Origin of the sequence: Paenibacillus sp. FA6, assembly GCF_051550225.1 — a bacterium.
GTDB lineage: Bacteria > Bacillota > Bacilli > Paenibacillales > Paenibacillaceae > Paenibacillus_AQ.
This window is the reverse complement of the sequence record NZ_CP188820.1, coordinates 1,125,391-1,143,780: the sequence shown is the minus strand read 5'-3', so window position 1 is coordinate 1,143,780 and position 18,390 is coordinate 1,125,391. Positions and strand designations below refer to the sequence as shown.

Sequence of the window (18,390 nt, the reverse complement as noted above, 5' to 3'; positions counted from 1 at the left end):
CCTTGGAATATATGAAATTCAATATTTCATCCCCCCTTCAATTCACATTAGGAGGGCAGTTCGAATCCATTCACCCATGGACCCACGCCAAACGAATCATAGATACATATGAGTTAATGATTGGAAAGAAAGAAACACTCTATATGCAACAAGAGGATCAACGTCATGAAGTAAATCCAGGAGATATTATGCTACTCGAACCATATCGTCTCCACGAAGGATATGATGAATGTTGTCCAGGAATAGCCTTTGATTGGCTACATTTCCGTTCTGAACATGAGGTTGAGCTTGTCGATGAAGAAACAATACTCAGGGAAATCGCTGTGATTCCCTCTTCACCAGATTCACACTCCTCACCTAAGATTGGATTTATTTACATCCCGCTCTTCTTTTCACCGCCAATTATTGACCGTGTCAACATTCAGTTCCGCCAGCTAATGCATGTGGCCAACTCACCTGAATATAACGCCTATGCCGCTCATTACTTACTGACATCACTACTAATCGAAGTTTCAGAACAGGCTTTGCAACATGCGAAAGGAATACATAGGGGAGGTAAGGCGGATAATCAAATATCTAACATCATGGAGTGGACTCGTGTACATGCGACTGGAAAGTTAAGTGCTCATGACGTAGCTCAACATTTCAACTATAACCGTGACTATCTCTCACGCTTCTTCAAACAAAATACAGGCATCAATCTGCAAGAGTATATTCATCACCAAAAACTATTAAAAGCAAAAGAACTTCTTTCACGTAGTCACTTAACGGTACAGCAAATATCTCACGAAGTTGGTATCCCTGATGAGAAGTACTTTATGAAATTATTCAAAATGTACGAAGGAATAACGGCGACAGAGTTTCGTAGAGCCTATTATCAGACATTTATGAATAAAGAATGATCTTAATTCCACGATTACCAGCTTCTAAGACGACTCTATCCATAAATATGTCCGAACGGATTATCCGTTCGGACATATGAAATCTCTAATAAACTTTATGGTTGGACTCCCCATACTAGAGTGTCACTTTGGTGCAGCGTTACTTTGTTCCAGTTTGTATAGTTTGTTAACGTACCATTAAATGAGTAATCATTAGTGAAGTCAAAATTAGACCAATTGTTCTTTGCCACACGAATTTGAATATCACCACTTTGTCCTCCAGCTGGAATACTTCCTGCCGAAGAGCCAAATGAAATCTCTAAATACGTATCCGCACCTGCTTGATTTGGATTAATTGTTGCAAAAGAACCACTTACATGACTTGTACCCATCTGTGCCCAATCACACCAAAAGCTTAAGTCAGAACTTCCTTCATTCGTGAAGTAATATCGAAGCTTTAGATTGCTCAGGTTCACAGCCGTGGCACCTGAGTTCACAACATTAAAGCTCGCTTGTATTGTGTTACCTGTCGTGTTGGAACTGTTTGTTTTATATTGTACATTCAGATCACTTATAACTAAAACGTTTTCAGGTGTTGCAGCCGTTTGATCGGAATTCAAGCTTTCACCCTCCGAATTAACTGCACTTACTACATAATAATAAGTAATTCCATTGGTTAATCCTGAGTTCACATAATTCAGATCTGTTATACCCATTGCAATATTCGTATACGGTCCACCATTTGCCGTTGCTCTTTTTACGGTATAACTGGTTGCTCCAGTAGAGGTTGTCCAACTTAAGCCTACTTGAGTGTCTCCAGCTGTTGCAATCAATCCTATCGGTGATGTTGGTACAGTAGGATTAGTTGGACCTGCTATTGGTATAGCAGTCACTTCTGCAGAATTTGCACTTGACCCTACACCATTCGTAGCACTTACTACATAGTAGTAGGTCGTCTCATTAACCACTCCACTATCCACATAATCTGTACTAGTTACATTGGTTGCTATATCCGTATACGGCCCACTACTTATCGTAGCACGTTTCACCGTATAGCTGCTCGCTCCAGTGACCACACTCCAACTCAAACTAACTTTAGCATTGTCTGAAGTCGCTATCAATGCAGTCGGTTTGGCAGGAACTTGTGGTGTCGTACCTCCACCGCTACCTGGGATGACCGGGAAAGCATTGGTTACCAGTTGTACAAATTGATCATGAAACCAGTGACCCGACACAGGTGCATTAGGCAGTGCGTCTGTCAAAGTCCCATTTACATTGGTATACGTAGGATCACACATTCTATCAAAACCTTTGCCTTCATTATTCGGAATGGCAGAGCTTGATCCATCGGATTCTCCCGGTGGTTTCACCCATACGAACGCATCAAGATGTGATTCAGCGTAACCTGAAGGAGCTACTGTTGGAGGTATACCCATACCCGCTCCACTTGCATTACACCAGTTACCGCGATGTAAACGTTGGTCAATCCGTCCAGAATCCGCGTATGTCGTTGGTGTAGACCCACTAGCACTTGTTGGTCTTGTTGTTCCACCCCATCCGTTGCGAGATGTATCAATTAAGAAGCCCGTAGTCGTTGGCCAGCCTTTAGCAACAAAAGCAGAATACAACGCTGCAGTAAAGTCTACTTCATCAAAATACGGATTCCATTCATAGTAGTCGGCAGATCTTAGTGGCTGTCCCCCTATACTCAAATCTGCGTTTGGCAAGTTTGGCTCTTCTGTTGGAGTTGTATTGGCAGTATTAGTAATGAATCCGTCCACACTATTCAAACCAGCGGTTGTTCCATTAACGACAGTCGTGAACAGATCGACAGCAGGTTGTAGATTAGTACTCCAACCTAACCAACCAGAATGACCAATATCCATATAAGTGTACACATTTGGAATCGCATGTAATTGATCAAGTGCATATTGCGTAGCATCACGATAAATATTCGTTGAATTAGCAGCTGCGCAAGCAGGAGTATTTAAATTCGTCACAAGATTCGGTAATGAATCCGGTTCAATAATGCTAACAATCCGAATTCCATCATATTTAGGTTTGGAAAATATATCCGCAATGACGTCAATGTAATCTGTTTTGTAAGTTTGCAAACCTTCTTGGGTCAATGGAAGTTCACCATTGGATGCCAATGCGTGACAATCCCGACCAGGTAAATCATAAATTACAAACATCGCTGCGATTGGTGTATTCCCTTGTTTTTGAGTGAGTATATGATCCAAAGTTTGTTCTAAGCTTTTACGACCTCCGTTTGCCTCGCCACCGTAGATCGCTGCTATGCGATCTAACCAAATCGCTGTTGGGTATGTTTTTACAGTATTCATTTGGGCGATTAAGTTACTATCGTTCAATTGAGCAATCGAAGTGTCGATGAGGTCCGCATAATCAGGATTCACATATTGCGTTGCGCCAACGAAGGGGTTATTCACATGGGCTTCAGCGGCGAAAGTGTTACTGCCTCCTAATGGTATCCACGTAGTGATAAGAAATGTTAAGAGAACAAACAATTTAAAAGACTTCTTCCTAAATATATTTGTCATTTCTTCAGCTCCTTAAATTTTTTTTAAGATAACCCACCCAGAGAAAAGTAAACGCTTACAATTCGGTTTTTTATTCCCTTTCTCTCTTTATACACATACCAACTAAAATCATTTCAACGTATCACCTCCCTATGAATGAACTACGCCAATTCACCTCCTTTCAAGTTTCCGAGAATGCACAAAGATATAATGAAGTAACATATATACAAATTATAGTAAATACTGTCATTATCTATACTAACATGGTTTTATATTGATTTAAAGATAAATTTTAAAAAATAATAGCTTTGCTCCATACTTCAAATGATATTGTTGATTGAATGAAGTGGAGAATGATAGACCTTTCAATTCAAGTGCGTTCTCACTGAGTTTTGATTAGTAGAGTTAGTATAGAAGTTCTAGAGGAGGCGTAAATGTATGGCAAGGTTTAGCGAAGAATTTAAATACTCAATTGGAAAAGGAATGCTAAATCAAAGGAATGGCTGTAACAACCACGAAGAGATAGCCGCAGAGATACAGATTTCCAGATTTATCCTATTCCTGAGTATTTGGGGAATAATCAGTGCGATTAGCAAGGTATAGAGTGAAGTATTAAGTGCAGGTAGGAACTCTAATACCAGTAAATAGGGAATGGATTGACTCCCTACTTGCCCACGGTTTTTTTCTGACATCATACTTATCGCATATACCTCTTTCCGTTAACCCAAAGCCAATGATCCCTTTGAAGAACGAGCGGGAGTCACTACTTACCCTTTTTGAGAAGGACATGCTGATAAAAAAGTATCTTAAATTGATAATCAAGGTGAGCAGAAGAATAATGGGTGCCGCAGTCCCGCCCACTAACAGTTGGGCACCAATAAACTGACTTGCTCCGGCGTAAACTAACGCTGATAACAGAAATACTTCTAAGTTCCCCAACGATAGCGCTTTACCAACGAGCCCGAATGTGACACATGCTGGGATATATCCTATTACGATGGGAGTGAGCTCTCTCTACATTATCAGCATAGATGATCTCACCTGGTGCTGGATTCTCATATTCATCAACCTTACCGATTGGCAAATAACGTTCGTTCCCTTCCGCTCTTCGAATGACCAATTCTTGCATATCACAGATGTCACATGAAGCAATCGGAGTGCGACATTTCAGTGATATCGCATTACATAAATCCTTCGCCCAGCAGCAATAGTAGGAAGTTCACTGATCGAATCCCTTTGAAGACCAGAATTCATTATTTCTTGTTCCATATGTGTAAGTAACGCATCCACCTCAGGATCCTTGTCCACGTTTGTAACTTTGGGAGTGGCAATCAATCCAACATATAAGTCTGGTGCTATGGAAAAACATCCTTTGAAAATTCAACTTTCAACTCTCTACTGTTCCCACCATGATAACTACGCACTTGATTCATACAGCGTCCTCCTTAACTCAAATATATGTCAAATTATACCTCAATTATATTATATTTATAAATAACCAATTTCAAATGAATACACCATACCACTTTTTGTGACTACATTACCTTAATGATGTTATCGTGTTACATATGAAATCCACCACCAATCTTAATTTCTATAAATGAATACATCATGCTATTCTGTGACTATAATTAATATGATCAATGAGAAGGATATGGAGAGGAAGGATCACATGAAATTTATGCCTTCTACAAAAAGTAGACACTGGTTCCTCTGGATGGTCACTTACGGATTCATCTTGTGGCTGCTACTAGGATTGCATCGATTCGCCTTTCTAGGACAACAACTAGATATTATCATTCTCCTGCGTCTTGCTCTGTCTTCCTTCATTATCTCCGGTATACTTAATGGATTCGGTTGGCTAGGCGCGCGTCTTGTATGGCTCATTACCACTTTCGGAATTATAATCGGTCTAGTGCTTATGTTCCTGTACACGAATAGAGATATGTCGGGCTGGGAGGATCTCGCCGGATTTCTGACTTTCGCGGTGTTTATGTTGGGCGGGTTTATCCTTGGCTTATTAACAGAAGGGATATATCTCTTCATAAGAAGAACCTGAAGGAGAATTCTCCCTCAGGTTCTTTGTCTTAAGTAATTAAATTATTAATCTTCCTCATCCTCTACTTCATATACACATCGGAAGCGTTCGACTCCTGGGTGAATCTCACCTAGACTATACACAACAAATCCAATATTTCGATAAAAGTCTACTGCTTCTTCATCTGTCTCCGTGATAATTTGGGATGGATTTTGAGCTTGGATCAACTCAAGGAATATTCCCCGACCGTACCCCTTTAAGCGATTCTCAGGCAAAATAGCCAAATGATGAACTGTAAGGATTTTTTTATCATCCATCACATAACCGATCAACCCTACCAATAACTTCTCGTCTTCAAACCCATAAAGCTGTAACGACTCTGTCTCCTCATACTTCTGTATGGCAGCCTTCAAAGACTTTTCATCTGGAAAAACAGCATAAGAAAGTAGTTCTGCCACTTCCTGCTTGTGAATATAAGATTTAATGTTTAGCAACATGTTGCATACCTCCAGCCCATTTGTTCAAGTGAATTGCTCATACGTAACTGTAATAGGTTTAAAGAATAATATCAACTTTCCCTCATGATGTGAGATTGAACAAATCTCTGAAGGGATGAGAACACGTTGGTTGATTGTTCCAACCCTACTTCTTTTAACGCGTGAATAACTGCCCCTACAACCGGCACAACCTGTGCATCGCTGTAAACATAGTTTCTTCCAGTAGTATTAGAAATACTTAGTTGTTGCAATACAGCTTTTTTCATATATGTACTTAAAAGAACACTCCCTATAAATGACACTCGGATATCCGATGCATGGAACGTAGAGCCCACGAGAGAAATACCCATAACCACCGATTCTGCAGCACGATCACAGACTTCACATGCTAAGGGAACACCACCTTCTGCCGCTAAAGTCACTAGAGGCGCAAGATGTCCAAAGATACGATTCCTTACCTTAGCGTCCTCATAGAATCCTATTGCACCCATCTGAGCAAGATGATCTGCATCATCCAACTGAAAGAAATCTAATACTTCTCTTACGAAGGATAGATCCGCCTGAACATACCTGCCCGCAATGATTCGGTAAACAGCGTCGTATCCTATAAATCTGGCAGCAGCAGGTGCATAATGTTCAAATTGATAATTACGTTGTTCCTTCCCCTGCTCGTTCCGTCCATAAATAATTGAACCCGTACCACAAATCGCGACAATCCCTGATTCTCCGAGAAAAGCCCCCATCTGTGCAGGGTACGCATCATTTACTGCACTTATTGTTCCCATTATGCCAGTAGCCGCAAGTTGCTGATTCGCCCACAAATAACCCTTCTCATCATCAAGACCAGCTAAGCCCGCTGTTAGAGATACAACATCACCTGCTGTACGCCCGGCAACTTCAAGAGCTTCACGAATACCATCTTGAAGATGACGATCCGCATCTTGGTGATGATAAGGATTGGATCCCCCTGTCTCGATATAAGAAAGCGCTTGTCCACGCTGATCCACGACAAGAATTCGTGTGTGGCTTCCCCCACCGTCAATTCCAACAGCGACTTTTGTTTTCAACGCATGCATCTCCTTGTAATTATGATGTTCTCTAACATCCACCAACCATTAATATGTTGAAACAATTATTATTATACTCCATGAGAAGGACACAAGTAATACTCTTATTATCTTGATTCTGGTCGACTTACCTTCCCTTCATGTATAATGAATACTAATAACTCGATAGGGAAGATTGATAGAGATGGCTTTTGGTATCAACAGGGAAGAATTATCGAAATGGAAAGCTGCGGTGAACAGAGGTGAGATTGCTTACCTTACTCATTACTGGATCGATCCTCGATTCCCCAAATTCAACACAGTGACTAAAGTAGGTTGCGCTGATGTGACACGTTTATCTGAATGGTGTATCGCTAACGGTTTGCCACCTAAATATATTCATCATCGCACTATGTTTCCTCATTTTGATCTCCTCGGTCCTAAGCAGAAGGAAATATTAATTCAAGAGATGTTGTGGGAGCAATTGGAACGTTTCAGGATGATGTAACGAATCATAAGTAACAACAGGCACATAACAAAGGCAGCATTGAACTTTATTACCAAGTTCAATGCTGCCTTTAACTTTTTGAGGTTGTTCATAAGTATTCACCCATTACGGAACTTATTTCTGGATAATATGCTGTACACGGCCAACCTGTCCACTGGTTAAACGAACTTTAATACCGTGAGGATGCTTCGGCGAATTCGTCAATATATCCTTGACGGTTCCTCGAGTTAGCTTACCTGTTGCTTGATCTTGCTTCAGTACAATATCTACCTCAAGTCCTGCAGTTATTGTAGATCGTAGTTGACCATTCATGTATTCACTTCCCAATTCATCATTTACTTTCTGCTGAAAGTCCTAATTTCTTCAAAAGCCCAATGGCTTGCTTCTTCTCTTCCTCATCTAAACCTTCCACAGAATCAACAATAACGTTCTTATGTTGAGGAAATACGTCATCCATGAAGGCTCTTCCTTCTTCCGTTAGATCTGCAAATATAACGCGTCTATCATCTGGAGAAGCGATTCTAACAAGTAGGTTCTTATTCTGTAGTTTATCCGCTACATAAGTAATGTTCCCGCTGGAAATGAGGACCTTCTCTCCTATCTTCTGCAACGGTTGAGGGCCCTTATGATACAACAAATCTAGCACACCAAATTCTGTGGAGTTCAATCCATAACTTTGAATACTGCGAGTGGAATGAGCTATTACTGAATTATATGCCCGCACTAGCACAATAAACAAATCGAGCGAAAGCTCATTATTACTTTTGGTCTTATTAATCTCTACCACAAATTCTACCTCCAAATATATTATCTTAGTTTAAAGATAATGCAAAGTGGAGCTATTGTCAATCTTAATACGTCTTTTTCACTAACTCAGTAAGGCTCTTGAATACATAGCCCTGCTTTCTAGCATCATCAACAATCCGTCCCATCGCCTCTGCATTATCTTTAGAAACCGAATGAAGTAATATAACCGCGCCGGGATGCAGTTGATTCATCACTTGAGTATAGGCATACTCCGATCCTTTTTGGATTTGGGTATCCCAATCTTTATATGCAGCAGACCAGAATACATTGGTATAACCTTCATTTCGACTAGATTCTAACATAGCTTCATTAAAGATACCACGAGGAGCACGGAGATATTCCATCTCCTTCTGACTCGTTAAATTCGCTACTGCATCCTTCACCTTGGACAGCTCATCCTTCAATTGAGCGCTAGAAATCTGAGTAACGTCGGGATGACTCCATGAATGGTTCCCTACAAGATGACCCTCTGAGACCATTCTTAGGACCAATTCCGGCTGGCTTTTCACATAATGTCCCGTCACGAAAAAGATCGAGGGTACTTTCTTTTCTTGTAGAACATCTAATATTTTCGCTGTATACCCGTTCTCATAACCATTATCAAAGGTCAAATAAATCTCTTTTTGATTCGTATCCCCAAGAAAGATCGCTTCATGTTTTTGTAAAATAGATTTGAACCCTTCTTCATTAATGGATGGAAGTTGTCCGTCTTTACTTTTCTTGAATCCAAAGTGATAGGGACGTTGATCAGCAGTACCTGCATCTGCTCTTGTCTGTGTATATCCGAAAGCCAATATCAGGCATGCAATAAAAAGAAGAACTGGACGTTTCATTACAAATATTCCACCTCTGCACAAGATTTCAAGGTCATGAACCAAGTTAGAGGTAATATTCCACGTTCTCTCCTAAGATATGTAACGTTTAAATAATCGTCGTAAGATGCCGTAACCTATCCATACTCCGATAACATTTAAGATCACATCATCAATATCACAGCTCCCTACACGTAACAACATCTGGGATAGTTCTAGAAGCATCACGACAGGTACAAACGTCAACATTAATCTCCAGTAGGATCTCATTCTTTTGGAGATAATAGGAAGTATCAGTCCAAAAGGTACAAACACACCCATATTTCCGAATAAATTAATGATCCAAGTACGATTGGGCAAGTGATTGATATTCCGAATATAGAGCCGAATTGTCTCGAATGGTACTACGTTATAACTAAGTGGTCCACCGGAATGTCTAACCCGTCCAAAACCAATAAACATCCAGTACAAGAGACAGCCACTATAACAGATAATCAGAATCGTCAAAATGATATTTCTAGTTCTTTTTTTCAATCTCAATACCCTCATTTACGCTCCAATACTTCCACACTACCATCCCTGTGACCAATAATGGCAAGATCAGCTTGTCCGATAAATAACCCATTGTCCACGATACCTGGAATACCTAGAATTTTATTATGTAGTTCAAGGGGTAATGCAATAGATCCAAAACGGCAATCTGCGATGTAATTCCCGTTATCCGTAATGAACAAACGTTCATCATCAGTGCGCAACTGAGCACGGCAACCAAGCCCCTCTAGAGCTTTAAGCGTCCAATCTACTGCAAAGGGAATAACCTCAATCGGTAGAGGAAATTGACCTAATGTTTGTACCCTTTTACTCTCATCAGCAATAATAATAAGTCTTGCGCTATGATAAGCCACAATCTTCTCTCTAAGGAGCGCACCACCGCCACCTTTTATCAAGTGTAGATCTGTATTGATTTCATCTGCTCCATCAATCGTTACATCCAAACCATCCAATTTAGTAAAAGGTATGATGGGGATTCCAAGTTCAATGGCCAGTTTCTCAGATGCTTTAGAGGTCGCGACAGTCTGTATAGATAGACCTTCTTTCACTCGTTCTCCTAACTTCTGAATAGCCCAATAGGCTGTTGACCCCGTTCCCAATCCAACTTTCATCCCATCTTTGATATATTGTACAGCGTGTTCAGCAGCAATTCTCTTCATATTCATCCCAGTTCACACTCCCAAGAATAGTAAACATCCATTCGGTTAAACTTATCGGTCTTTCACATCTGGTTGCTCCATTAAGTCCCGTTCTAATCGAGTCAAAACTTCTTTCTCATCCTCATTCATCGCCAAGTCGAACATAGCCATACCGGACAATAAACTTCCTTTTAGCTTAGCGTGCCTAATATTATGAAGCATAACATTCTCAGCCTCGTACAGTTTCAATTCACCACGTATGCCAGTAACCCGGCAAAGATGGGCCTGAGATTCCCGTTCTTCCACGACATAGGAGGTGTGGAACAACGAAATAAGTGATAATGAATCCTGATCTTCCCATTTATCAGTCATATGAACCGTATATTGCAATGAGGATGAGCTTGGTCCTTGATCCTCATTCTTCTCTGCAATGATCTGCGAATTCTTCCATGCTAATACTCCAGCTGCAACCAAAAGCATAATACCAAGTACTAATGCAATATATATCACGCCGTACTCCCCTTTTTCATCATGTTGTCTATACAGTTTAACACGAGAGTACGCAATTAGAAGATTAATCCACTTAAAGCGAACAGTATATTCATTATAAAATGAAGGATGATTACGGGGATCAACCCTTTTGAACGGATGGCGATTCCTCCTAATAACATACCAAATATAGAGAATAAAACACATATACTCCATGGGAACCCTATAGAATAATGATACATTCCAAAACCAATACTAACGATGATGAGTCCCCATCCTTCACCTAACATATCAACGAATCGACTGAGAATGAGCCCACGCCATAATATTTCCTCTAGTACAGAATTAATCAACGCAAATAGGATGCTAGCCCACAGGAGAGATTTGATATTTGCCGGGCTAACATCAATGACAAAACTAAATGATAAAATAACAACACATGAAGCAATCAGTAGAAATCTCCAAATTGGATCCTTCACTCCATGCCATATCAAAGGAAAATGAATACTTTCTGTAAAACTCCCCTTGGCCATATAATCTGTCGTAGTCTTGTCCATCTTCTTAAAGAGAATGAATGGAACAACAAATCCAATGAGACTCAATCGCGAGCATGCAATGATTAATTCCCTAGGAAGTTCTAGATAAATAAGATAGTCGGTTATATAAGAATTCAAACTGACGGTAATCCAGTATCCCAAGGCATAAAGAGCACTCAAGAATGAAACATCACGAATACGACGAGTTACAGGTTTATACAAGTGAATCCCACATAGGATGATTATCCATCCCAAACTCATATAAACCGTTGTTATTTGAATCGAGATTACTGTTCCAACAAAAATAACAAACATAGCCATCAAAGAAATACTTGAATTATTCTTTCCATATGTAGACGTCAACATTAACCCCTAATTTCTCTTCGATTGAAGGTTTATTCAAGTGCCGATGGTAAGCCTTTCCATCTTAAAATTAGGAATCACGATTGTCAAGGCAATAAAGCTCGCATTCGAACAGTCCATATTCATCCGATTCTTTCACATACAGGAGAATACCGACCTTGACAATAAATGATCAATATCACTAAACAGAAGGAAACGGATATCAACTTAAATAGCTGGTATCTGTTTCCTTCTACTATATTAGATCCTCTCTAATCCCCAAATTTCAGAAGCATACTTACGAATCGTGCAATCACTGGAGAACTTACCGGAATGAGCGATATTTATGATGGATTTCCTTTGCCACTTCTTCGGACTACGATAGGAGCGATCAATCTGTTGGTGAGCTTCAATGTAACTTGCGAAATCCTTAAGTACAAAATACTCATCATTAGTGCTCATAATAGAATGAAATATGTCCTCGAATTCATACCCATTTAGACCGAAGTAACCTGGAGACACTAATTGATCCATCACTTCCCGCACACGCGCATCACTGTGATATACATTCTGCACCGCATAACCACCATGCTGATAATATTCAAGTACTTGATCGGATTGTAAACCGAAGATAAACATGTTGGCGTCCCCCACCATGTCATGCATCTCCACGTTAGCCCCATCCATCGTTCCAATCGTCAGTGCGCCGTTCATCATAAATTTCATATTCCCTGTACCTGAGGCTTCTTTACTAGCCGTCGAAATCTGTTCGCTGACATCTGCCGCTGGAATAATCTTCTCTGCTAAGGAAACAGAGTAGTTCTCTAAGAATATGACCTTCAACTTCTGATTCACTTTTCGGTCTCGATTAACTTGGTGAGCTACCACATTGATAAGTTTAATAATTCTTTTAGCCAACCAATAGCTCGGTGCAGCTTTGGCTCCAAAAATAAACGTGCGAGGGATCCTATCCATCGATGGATTTTGTTTCAATTGATTATACAAATACATGATGTGCAAGATGTTCATCAACTGCCGCTTATAGCCATGTAGCCTCTTCACGTGGATATCGAAGATAGAGTATGGATCAACGATGATTCCCTGTTTTTCATGAATAAAAGATGCGAGTTTCAATTTGTTATGCTGTTTAATCGCCCGAGTTCGATCTTGGAAGCCACTATCCTCACTGTATTTCAATATTCCGACCATCTCTTCAGGAGAATCTATCCATCGTGTGCCTATGGACTCATTAATCAGGTTAGAAAGTGCTGGATTAGCATGCAGCAGCCAACGGCGATGTGTAATTCCATTCGTCTTATTATTGAAGCGGTTTGGATACAGATCATAGAATAACTTCATTTCGCGTTTCATCAAAATATCAGTATGAAGTGCAGCCACGCCATTCACGCTGTAGCTACCTACAATAGCCAAGTTCGCCATTTTTAATTGATGACCATCAATAATCGACATCTGTGGCACGATTTCCGGTTGGTCTGGGTATTTCTTCATCAGCATGCCGCAGAACCTTGTATTGATCTCCTCAATAATCATGTAAATACGTGGGAGTAGTTCCTTCAGCATAGAAACAGGCCACTTCTCCAGTGCCTCACTTAAAGTTGTATGATTCGTGTAAGAGACTGTTCTCGTAGTTAACTCCCATGCTTCAGCCCAACCCAACCCTTTTACATCAATTAATATCCTCATCAATTCTGGGATGACAAGTGTAGGATGTGTATCATTAATATGGATAGCTACCTTTTCAGGCAAATGCTCAATGGATAACCCAAGCTTTTCAAATGTACGCACAATACTTTGTACACCTGCTGAACACAAGAAGTATTGTTGCTTAAGCCGGAGTAGCTTTCCTTCATACTGGGAATCGTCAGGATATAGAAATTCAGAGATAGAATCAACAGAACAATCACTCCATATCCGTAAAGTATTGACATGTTCTCCTTCATATCCAATGACAGGCATATCATAAGGTATGGCCGTGACCGCGTCATAGTTATGTGTTTCAAATACTAATTCTCCATTTTCCTTACTAATTTCAACATTTCCTTTGAAGCGTACCTCAACTTTTTTATCCGGTCTACGTACTTCCCATTCATTTCCCTTCTGAAGCCAATAATCAGGTAGCTCCACCTGGTTGCCTTCAACAATTTTCTGCTCAAATAAACCATATTTATAACGAATACCACATCCATGACCTGCGTACTGGAGAGTAGCTAGAGAATCTAAAAAGCAGGCTGCAAGTCGACCCAACCCTCCATTACCTAGACCCGCATCTGATTCTTCCTCCTCAATTTCCTCAAGGTCCCATCCCAATTCCTTTAGACCGTCCCTAACAAGCTCAAGCATACCTAAATTAAGCAGATTGTTACCAAGAAGACGACCTATGAGAAACTCCATCGAGAAATAATACACTTGCTTTTCCTGATGGGCTTGGTAATTTTGATTTGTCTTTATCCAATTCTTACTGGCATATTCACGGATCATACTACTCAGAACTTTATAAACATCTGCTTTCTGAGCTTCCATCTTTGGCTTTCCCAACTTACTGACCAGTTTCTCCTGAAAGAGTTGCTTAAACGCTTCCTTGTTGTTAAACATATTGGCATCCCTCCTGGGGGGTGATCAATCAGATGATGCTGTTCTAACTGCATGATATCACTTATGGGAATATGCAGTAATATTCAGTTTATGGCGGATATTCTATATTCATGTCTTAATCTATATATATACGTTTGAATGATCTTTTTCGTGATGAATATGTAATATCAAAAGGTTAAAACTAATAACAGGAGTCCTTATTAATCAAGATCTCCCGCCTATTAAATATATAGATTCTCATAGCTACAAGTTCCGCTAAAGGATCATGCACTTCAATAAATTCACTCTTTTTCGGCTAGCAACTCCTTAAGATAAGTGTAAAAGGGACCTCGTATTTCTTTATCTTTTAAACACCATTCTATAGATACTTTCAAATAGCCGAGTTTGTTACCGACATCATAAAGCTTACCTTCATGTAAATATGCATAAAGCGATTGTTCGCGAGCTAGTGTTTGAAGAGCATCCGTTAATTGAATCTCTTTACCTAGTCCAGGTTTTGTATTACTAAGAATTTCAAAGATCCTTGGCTCTAATATATAACGTCCCATGATTGCCATATTCGAAGAAATCTCAGTTTGGGGTTTCTCCACAAGTGTGTGAACACGATACAGTCGATCATCCATTTGTTGTCCGAGTACGATACCATAATTCCCAATTTCCGAACGATCAACTTGTTCTACTGCAATGACAGGCGCCTTCTGTTTCTGATAAACATTGATTAATTGCTTCGTGCTCGGTTGCGAATCATCCATAATCATATCTCCAAGTAGCACAGCAAATGGTTCATTTCCAATAAAGCTCCGAGCAGTCAAGATCGCATCTCCCAGCCCCAAAGCTTCTTTTTGTCTTACGTAATAAATATTAGCTATATTCGTAACGTCCTTGATTAGCTTTAATTTATCGAGCTTCCCAGTAGATTGTAAATATAATTCCAGTTCGGCATTCTTATCAAAATGATCTTCTATCGAACGTTTATTTTTCCCCGTCACGATAATTATATCTTCTATTCCTGAAGCAACCGCTTCTTCGACAATATATTGAATCGCCGGTTTGTCCAAAACAGGTAGCATTTCTTTGGGCACTGCTTTGGAAAACGGAAGAAACCGAGTGCCTAATCCTGCGGCGGGAATTATAGCTTTTCTCACCTTCATCCACAATCATCCTCCTATTAGGCACATTACTGCAGATAATTATTCTATTTGGCGAATTGCCAAACCCTGTCGCATTTAACTTAACATTCCGTCATTAATTTATAATATTGTTATATATTGATAATCAGCCATCTGCCATCTTCTCTTTCGTAAATCGTTCAGATACATACTGTCGCAACTCCTTAAGATGGTGAATCGTTTCACTCATAATCATTTTGAATAAACTTAACCATATATTCGTTATCTTCCGCCCCATTTATATTTCGAGTTAACCCGCCTATTTCGTCAAACACGCTTCCGCGAAAAAGAGCTGTAGGATGTGAGACGCAATGTTCTCCTTGCGCATATTGAATGTGGATATCATCCCCGTAACTAAGTCAGTTCGATACTATCTGTTTATCAACATCGTCATCCTCAAAAGCCATATAGTTGGTGCCAATAAGATCGATATTAGAATGTGTCTGCCGAAGTGCAAATCGCGAAATATCTGTGCACGATCTCCAATTCTGGATCCGCATTATAACAAGGTATTACCACGCTCACTAAGCGATCGATCCTTTTGTAAGCCAACGGGCACACTTCCTTTCATAATCTTGCTGTGCTCCATATTATGATCATAGCCCTCCTATTGATAGGTACACTCGTACATTTATTTGAGCAATCTATTTCCGCTAACGCCCAATCGTTTAATACATTTCATCATATAATACCACCAGAGGTTGAACGCCTTGGCAGAGTACAGCAAGTACACTGAGAGTACAGACAGTACGTACAACACGGAGAGTACTGAGAGCACCAGTTATAAAATAGATAGACACAAGAGAATTTGTTTCGCTATTCTGGTACACAGCCAAAGGTATGTCGTCATCAATTTACTCGACAACATCCGATGCTATTGTCCAGATAGCTCTGGCGTATTATTCAACGGAGGTAACGACTCCGAACTGTGTGAGGGATTGGGCTATCCCGTTTGCCCAACCAGCAGGAAATTGTCTTATGGTGTCACCTCTATCTTTACGCTAGAAGTGATGCGATGGCTTGAAGATATCAATAAATCCTATGATTATTTGGGAGTCGAAACAAAAATTCCTGATGACGATTTTTATTGCCTCATTCAACTGAGACAAGAACCCTATTATGAATCATTTAACGTAGGACAGGTCTACAGCAAAAGATTAGTAAAGTACTTGCTAACTTCTGATAAATATGACTTATTTCATAAAACCCTGCAGGAAACTCAAGCCTTTGGCGTCGACGAGCTCGTGTTCGTGACTATCGCAGATCGGCTTGGAATTGAGGTGCATCCATATCAGAAAGAAGTTTCATATATAATCCGTTATCGAACAGGAATTTAAACTAGGCTGGCACAAATTCGATCCGATGAGCTGTCTTCGTCTTGAAAAGACTTTTGATTATAATGAATTAGGCAATTCAGTGTTACGAGTTGAGGCGAAAGGCGATTTCAATGTCGATCATAATCGGAGGATTGCTTGAACTCAGCAGTGTTGTAGGATTCTTCTATGGCGTAGCAATGGCTGAACTTGCCAACGTTCCAGCCGATGTAGTTGCTAATCTTCAAACTTCCTGGATTCCATATAATGGTCTTACTACAGCTGATGCTGCAACCTTTATCCCCTATGGCGATTATATCGTTGTCAAAGATGATTCAGATTCAAATTCAGATTCAAGTTCAAGTTCTAGCGACTAGTACTAATACGATTACCAAACGATATTCAGCCTCTTTCTCCTTGAAAGGGGCTGAATATCGTTAAATATCCAAGTCTTTCTATCAACTATTGTTTAGAAAGGTGGTTATCATAACATGCTTGACCCTCTACTGAAAGCCGCTTCCTCATATTATGGTATTATCATCGAAAACTACGAGATTCTTCATAAGACCGATAGAACCTTCGTTTCATTCTAGAAGTTGAGCACTATTTAAGATCCAGAGAAACGGCCATTCCAATCAATTTCCCTACCCTAGCCGGAGAACCCTATCTAGAATGGAAAGATCATCATTATGTCCTACAGGAAAAGATACAAGGTACCTCATCCCACACATTTTCTCCAGATGCTATCGCAAGTAAAGCCACCTTATTTGGTAATATGCATGCCGCTTCTCTCGGACTTCACTCATCATTCGGTCCTGATTATGCTAACGAACACTACTGGGAACACAAATACGAAAGAAAGCTCACTGTGATCTCCAACTGGAAAGAACGATATTCGACAACACGGGCTACTAAGAAAAAGATCATTTCAGAGTATCTCGATTATTTCCATGAATCAGGAAGTTTGATGGTGCAACATCTTAGAGATCATCGCCAGTTCTAAGAGTGGAAAGATAGTCCTGTATATGAACATTATATTTCCCATGGGTATTTTCACAGCGAGAATATACTGCATGCAGCGGATCTGCTTTATATCATTGACTGGGAATTCGTTCGTTATGACCATCCATCTAAAGACATCGGACGTCTTTTATCCAGCATAATGAAACGCCATCACACCTGGGATCATACTATTTTTCAAAATATTCTACTTCATTATATTCGGGAAAACTCTTTAAACGATTGGCAATTGAAGCTGCTATTTGTGGATCTATCCTTCCCTCACACCTTTTGCCGCTTTCTAGAAAAGCGTTTGTATAAATACATGTCTGTCGAGGAATTATACAGTTTCTTAGAAAAGGAGTACGGCAAAACATGCTATTTGCTAGAACATTTGCGTGTATAGAAAATGCTCCTCCCCATCCCGCCATACTAACGATACTACGGAACCAGTATCCACGTCTTAGACGCCGTCTTTTAAGCTAAGAGAAGAGTGATCAACACTGGAAGTCTGCTACCGATGGACTCTGTGTTCTCACCCCGACTCGCGAATGACTCTGATAGAAGAAAACGGGAGAAACAGTTTCAGGGGCACACTGAAAAAAAGACA

General features: G+C 40.1%; 21 protein-coding genes. 7 read left to right on the top strand and 14 right to left on the bottom strand.

What is annotated here, in order from left to right; all coding sequences use genetic code 11:
- Window positions 1-11 precede the first annotated feature (11 nt).
- Window positions 12-902 carry a helix-turn-helix transcriptional regulator gene (locus ACP8HI_RS05290; protein ID WP_438350083.1) on the top strand — a complete coding sequence of 297 codons (891 nt, stop codon included), beginning with the start codon at window positions 12-14 and terminating at the stop codon, window positions 900-902.
- Between the two features lie 95 nt (window positions 903-997).
- Here the strand turns inward: ACP8HI_RS05290 and ACP8HI_RS05285 are convergent, their stop codons facing one another.
- On the bottom strand, window positions 998-3,442 hold the full coding sequence (locus ACP8HI_RS05285) for a glycoside hydrolase family 6 protein (protein ID WP_438350082.1): 2,445 nt from the start codon (window positions 3,440-3,442) through the stop codon (window positions 998-1,000).
- A gap of 417 nt (window positions 3,443-3,859) precedes the next feature.
- Here ACP8HI_RS05285 and ACP8HI_RS05280 point away from each other — a divergent pair, with 417 nt between their 5' ends.
- Window positions 3,860-4,024, top strand: a complete 165-nt coding sequence (locus tag ACP8HI_RS05280; protein ID WP_438350081.1) for a hypothetical protein — start codon at window positions 3,860-3,862, stop codon at window positions 4,022-4,024.
- Window positions 4,025-4,033: 9 nt separating this feature from the next.
- Here the strand turns inward: ACP8HI_RS05280 and ACP8HI_RS05275 are convergent, their stop codons facing one another.
- The gene (locus tag ACP8HI_RS05275; RefSeq protein ID WP_438351713.1) at window positions 4,034-4,405 is read right to left on the bottom strand and encodes an AzlC family ABC transporter permease; all 372 of its coding nucleotides are present in this window, start codon (window positions 4,403-4,405) and stop codon (window positions 4,034-4,036) included.
- Window positions 4,371-4,550, bottom strand: a complete 180-nt coding sequence (locus ACP8HI_RS05270; protein WP_438350080.1) for a hypothetical protein — start codon at window positions 4,548-4,550, stop codon at window positions 4,371-4,373. Before ACP8HI_RS05270 ends, ACP8HI_RS05275 begins: the two co-directional genes overlap by 35 nt.
- A gap of 543 nt (window positions 4,551-5,093) precedes the next feature.
- Here ACP8HI_RS05270 and ACP8HI_RS05265 point away from each other — a divergent pair.
- Window positions 5,094-5,480 carry a hypothetical protein gene (locus tag ACP8HI_RS05265; RefSeq protein ID WP_438350079.1) on the top strand — a complete coding sequence of 129 codons (387 nt, stop codon included), beginning with the start codon at window positions 5,094-5,096 and terminating at the stop codon, window positions 5,478-5,480.
- A 44-nt stretch (window positions 5,481-5,524) separates the two neighbouring features.
- On the opposite strand, the gene ACP8HI_RS05260 is transcribed toward ACP8HI_RS05265, so the two are convergent.
- Window positions 5,525-5,956 (bottom strand): GNAT family N-acetyltransferase, encoded by a 432-nt coding sequence (locus ACP8HI_RS05260; protein WP_438350078.1) that lies wholly within the window; start codon window positions 5,954-5,956, stop codon window positions 5,525-5,527.
- Between the two features lie 71 nt (window positions 5,957-6,027).
- Complete coding sequence (locus ACP8HI_RS05255) at window positions 6,028-7,023, bottom strand: N-acetylglucosamine kinase (RefSeq protein WP_438350077.1); 996 nt, start codon at window positions 7,021-7,023, stop codon at window positions 6,028-6,030.
- A gap of 184 nt (window positions 7,024-7,207) precedes the next feature.
- On the opposite strand from ACP8HI_RS05255, the gene ACP8HI_RS05250 reads away from it, so the two are divergent.
- On the top strand, window positions 7,208-7,510 hold the full coding sequence (locus tag ACP8HI_RS05250; protein WP_438350076.1) for a hypothetical protein: 303 nt from the start codon (window positions 7,208-7,210) through the stop codon (window positions 7,508-7,510).
- Window positions 7,511-7,624: 114 nt separating this feature from the next.
- On the opposite strand, the gene ACP8HI_RS05245 is transcribed toward ACP8HI_RS05250, so the two are convergent.
- The 9 genes from ACP8HI_RS05245 to galU form a co-directional block, all read right to left on the bottom strand.
- Window positions 7,625-7,822, bottom strand: a complete 198-nt coding sequence (locus ACP8HI_RS05245; RefSeq protein ID WP_438350075.1) for a YwbE family protein — start codon at window positions 7,820-7,822, stop codon at window positions 7,625-7,627.
- A 19-nt stretch (window positions 7,823-7,841) separates the two neighbouring features.
- Complete coding sequence (locus ACP8HI_RS05240; RefSeq protein WP_438351712.1) at window positions 7,842-8,288, bottom strand: MarR family winged helix-turn-helix transcriptional regulator; 447 nt, start codon at window positions 8,286-8,288, stop codon at window positions 7,842-7,844.
- 73 nt (window positions 8,289-8,361) lie between these two features.
- Window positions 8,362-9,150, bottom strand: a complete 789-nt coding sequence (pdaA, locus tag ACP8HI_RS05235; RefSeq protein WP_438350074.1) for a delta-lactam-biosynthetic de-N-acetylase — start codon at window positions 9,148-9,150, stop codon at window positions 8,362-8,364.
- A 72-nt stretch (window positions 9,151-9,222) separates the two neighbouring features.
- Window positions 9,223-9,663, bottom strand: a complete 441-nt coding sequence (locus ACP8HI_RS05230; protein ID WP_438350073.1) for a VanZ family protein — start codon at window positions 9,661-9,663, stop codon at window positions 9,223-9,225.
- A gap of 11 nt (window positions 9,664-9,674) precedes the next feature.
- The gene (gene rpiA, locus ACP8HI_RS05225) at window positions 9,675-10,346 is read right to left on the bottom strand and encodes a ribose-5-phosphate isomerase RpiA (protein ID WP_438350072.1); all 672 of its coding nucleotides are present in this window, start codon (window positions 10,344-10,346) and stop codon (window positions 9,675-9,677) included.
- Window positions 10,347-10,391: 45 nt separating this feature from the next.
- Window positions 10,392-10,829 (bottom strand): hypothetical protein, encoded by a 438-nt coding sequence (locus ACP8HI_RS05220; RefSeq protein ID WP_438350071.1) that lies wholly within the window; start codon window positions 10,827-10,829, stop codon window positions 10,392-10,394.
- 56 nt (window positions 10,830-10,885) lie between these two features.
- The gene (locus tag ACP8HI_RS05215; RefSeq protein WP_438350070.1) at window positions 10,886-11,665 is read right to left on the bottom strand and encodes a CPBP family intramembrane glutamic endopeptidase; all 780 of its coding nucleotides are present in this window, start codon (window positions 11,663-11,665) and stop codon (window positions 10,886-10,888) included.
- A gap of 282 nt (window positions 11,666-11,947) precedes the next feature.
- Window positions 11,948-14,299 (bottom strand): glycogen/starch/alpha-glucan phosphorylase, encoded by a 2,352-nt coding sequence (locus ACP8HI_RS05210; protein ID WP_438350069.1) that lies wholly within the window; start codon window positions 14,297-14,299, stop codon window positions 11,948-11,950.
- A gap of 281 nt (window positions 14,300-14,580) precedes the next feature.
- Window positions 14,581-15,450: a UTP--glucose-1-phosphate uridylyltransferase GalU gene (gene galU, locus ACP8HI_RS05205; protein WP_438350068.1), complete on the bottom strand. Its 870-nt coding sequence runs from the start codon at window positions 15,448-15,450 to the stop codon at window positions 14,581-14,583.
- Window positions 15,451-16,178: 728 nt separating this feature from the next.
- Here galU and ACP8HI_RS05200 point away from each other — a divergent pair.
- The 3 genes from ACP8HI_RS05200 (at window position 16,179) to ACP8HI_RS05190 (ending at window position 18,186) form a co-directional block, all read left to right on the top strand.
- Window positions 16,179-16,805: a hypothetical protein gene (locus tag ACP8HI_RS05200; RefSeq protein ID WP_438350067.1), complete on the top strand. Its 627-nt coding sequence runs from the start codon at window positions 16,179-16,181 to the stop codon at window positions 16,803-16,805.
- Window positions 16,806-16,915: 110 nt separating this feature from the next.
- On the top strand, window positions 16,916-17,158 hold the full coding sequence (locus tag ACP8HI_RS05195) for a hypothetical protein (protein WP_438350066.1): 243 nt from the start codon (window positions 16,916-16,918) through the stop codon (window positions 17,156-17,158).
- 659 nt (window positions 17,159-17,817) lie between these two features.
- Window positions 17,818-18,186 carry a phosphotransferase gene (locus tag ACP8HI_RS05190; protein WP_438351711.1) on the top strand — a complete coding sequence of 123 codons (369 nt, stop codon included), beginning with the start codon at window positions 17,818-17,820 and terminating at the stop codon, window positions 18,184-18,186.
- Window positions 18,187-18,390: the final 204 nt, after the last annotated feature.

Coding starts and splice junctions, on each gene's coding strand:
- ACP8HI_RS05290 (WP_438350083.1), top strand. CDS start 12: ATGAAATTCAATATTTCATCCCCCCTTCAATTCACATTAGGAGGGCAG.
- ACP8HI_RS05285 (WP_438350082.1), bottom strand. CDS start 3,442: ATGACAAATATATTTAGGAAGAAGTCTTTTAAATTGTTTGTTCTCTTA.
- ACP8HI_RS05280 (WP_438350081.1), top strand. CDS start 3,860: ATGGCAAGGTTTAGCGAAGAATTTAAATACTCAATTGGAAAAGGAATG.
- ACP8HI_RS05270 (WP_438350080.1), bottom strand. CDS start 4,550: ATGCAAGAATTGGTCATTCGAAGAGCGGAAGGGAACGAACGTTATTTG.
- ACP8HI_RS05265 (WP_438350079.1), top strand. CDS start 5,094: ATGAAATTTATGCCTTCTACAAAAAGTAGACACTGGTTCCTCTGGATG.
- ACP8HI_RS05260 (WP_438350078.1), bottom strand. CDS start 5,956: ATGTTGCTAAACATTAAATCTTATATTCACAAGCAGGAAGTGGCAGAA.
- ACP8HI_RS05250 (WP_438350076.1), top strand. CDS start 7,208: ATGGCTTTTGGTATCAACAGGGAAGAATTATCGAAATGGAAAGCTGCG.
- ACP8HI_RS05245 (WP_438350075.1), bottom strand. CDS start 7,822: ATGAATGGTCAACTACGATCTACAATAACTGCAGGACTTGAGGTAGAT.
- pdaA (WP_438350074.1), bottom strand. CDS start 9,150: ATGAAACGTCCAGTTCTTCTTTTTATTGCATGCCTGATATTGGCTTTC.
- rpiA (WP_438350072.1), bottom strand. CDS start 10,346: ATGAATATGAAGAGAATTGCTGCTGAACACGCTGTACAATATATCAAA.
- ACP8HI_RS05215 (WP_438350070.1), bottom strand. CDS start 11,665: ATGGCTATGTTTGTTATTTTTGTTGGAACAGTAATCTCGATTCAAATA.
- ACP8HI_RS05210 (WP_438350069.1), bottom strand. CDS start 14,299: ATGTTTAACAACAAGGAAGCGTTTAAGCAACTCTTTCAGGAGAAACTG.
- galU (WP_438350068.1), bottom strand. CDS start 15,450: ATGAAGGTGAGAAAAGCTATAATTCCCGCCGCAGGATTAGGCACTCGG.
- ACP8HI_RS05195 (WP_438350066.1), top strand. CDS start 16,916: ATGTCGATCATAATCGGAGGATTGCTTGAACTCAGCAGTGTTGTAGGA.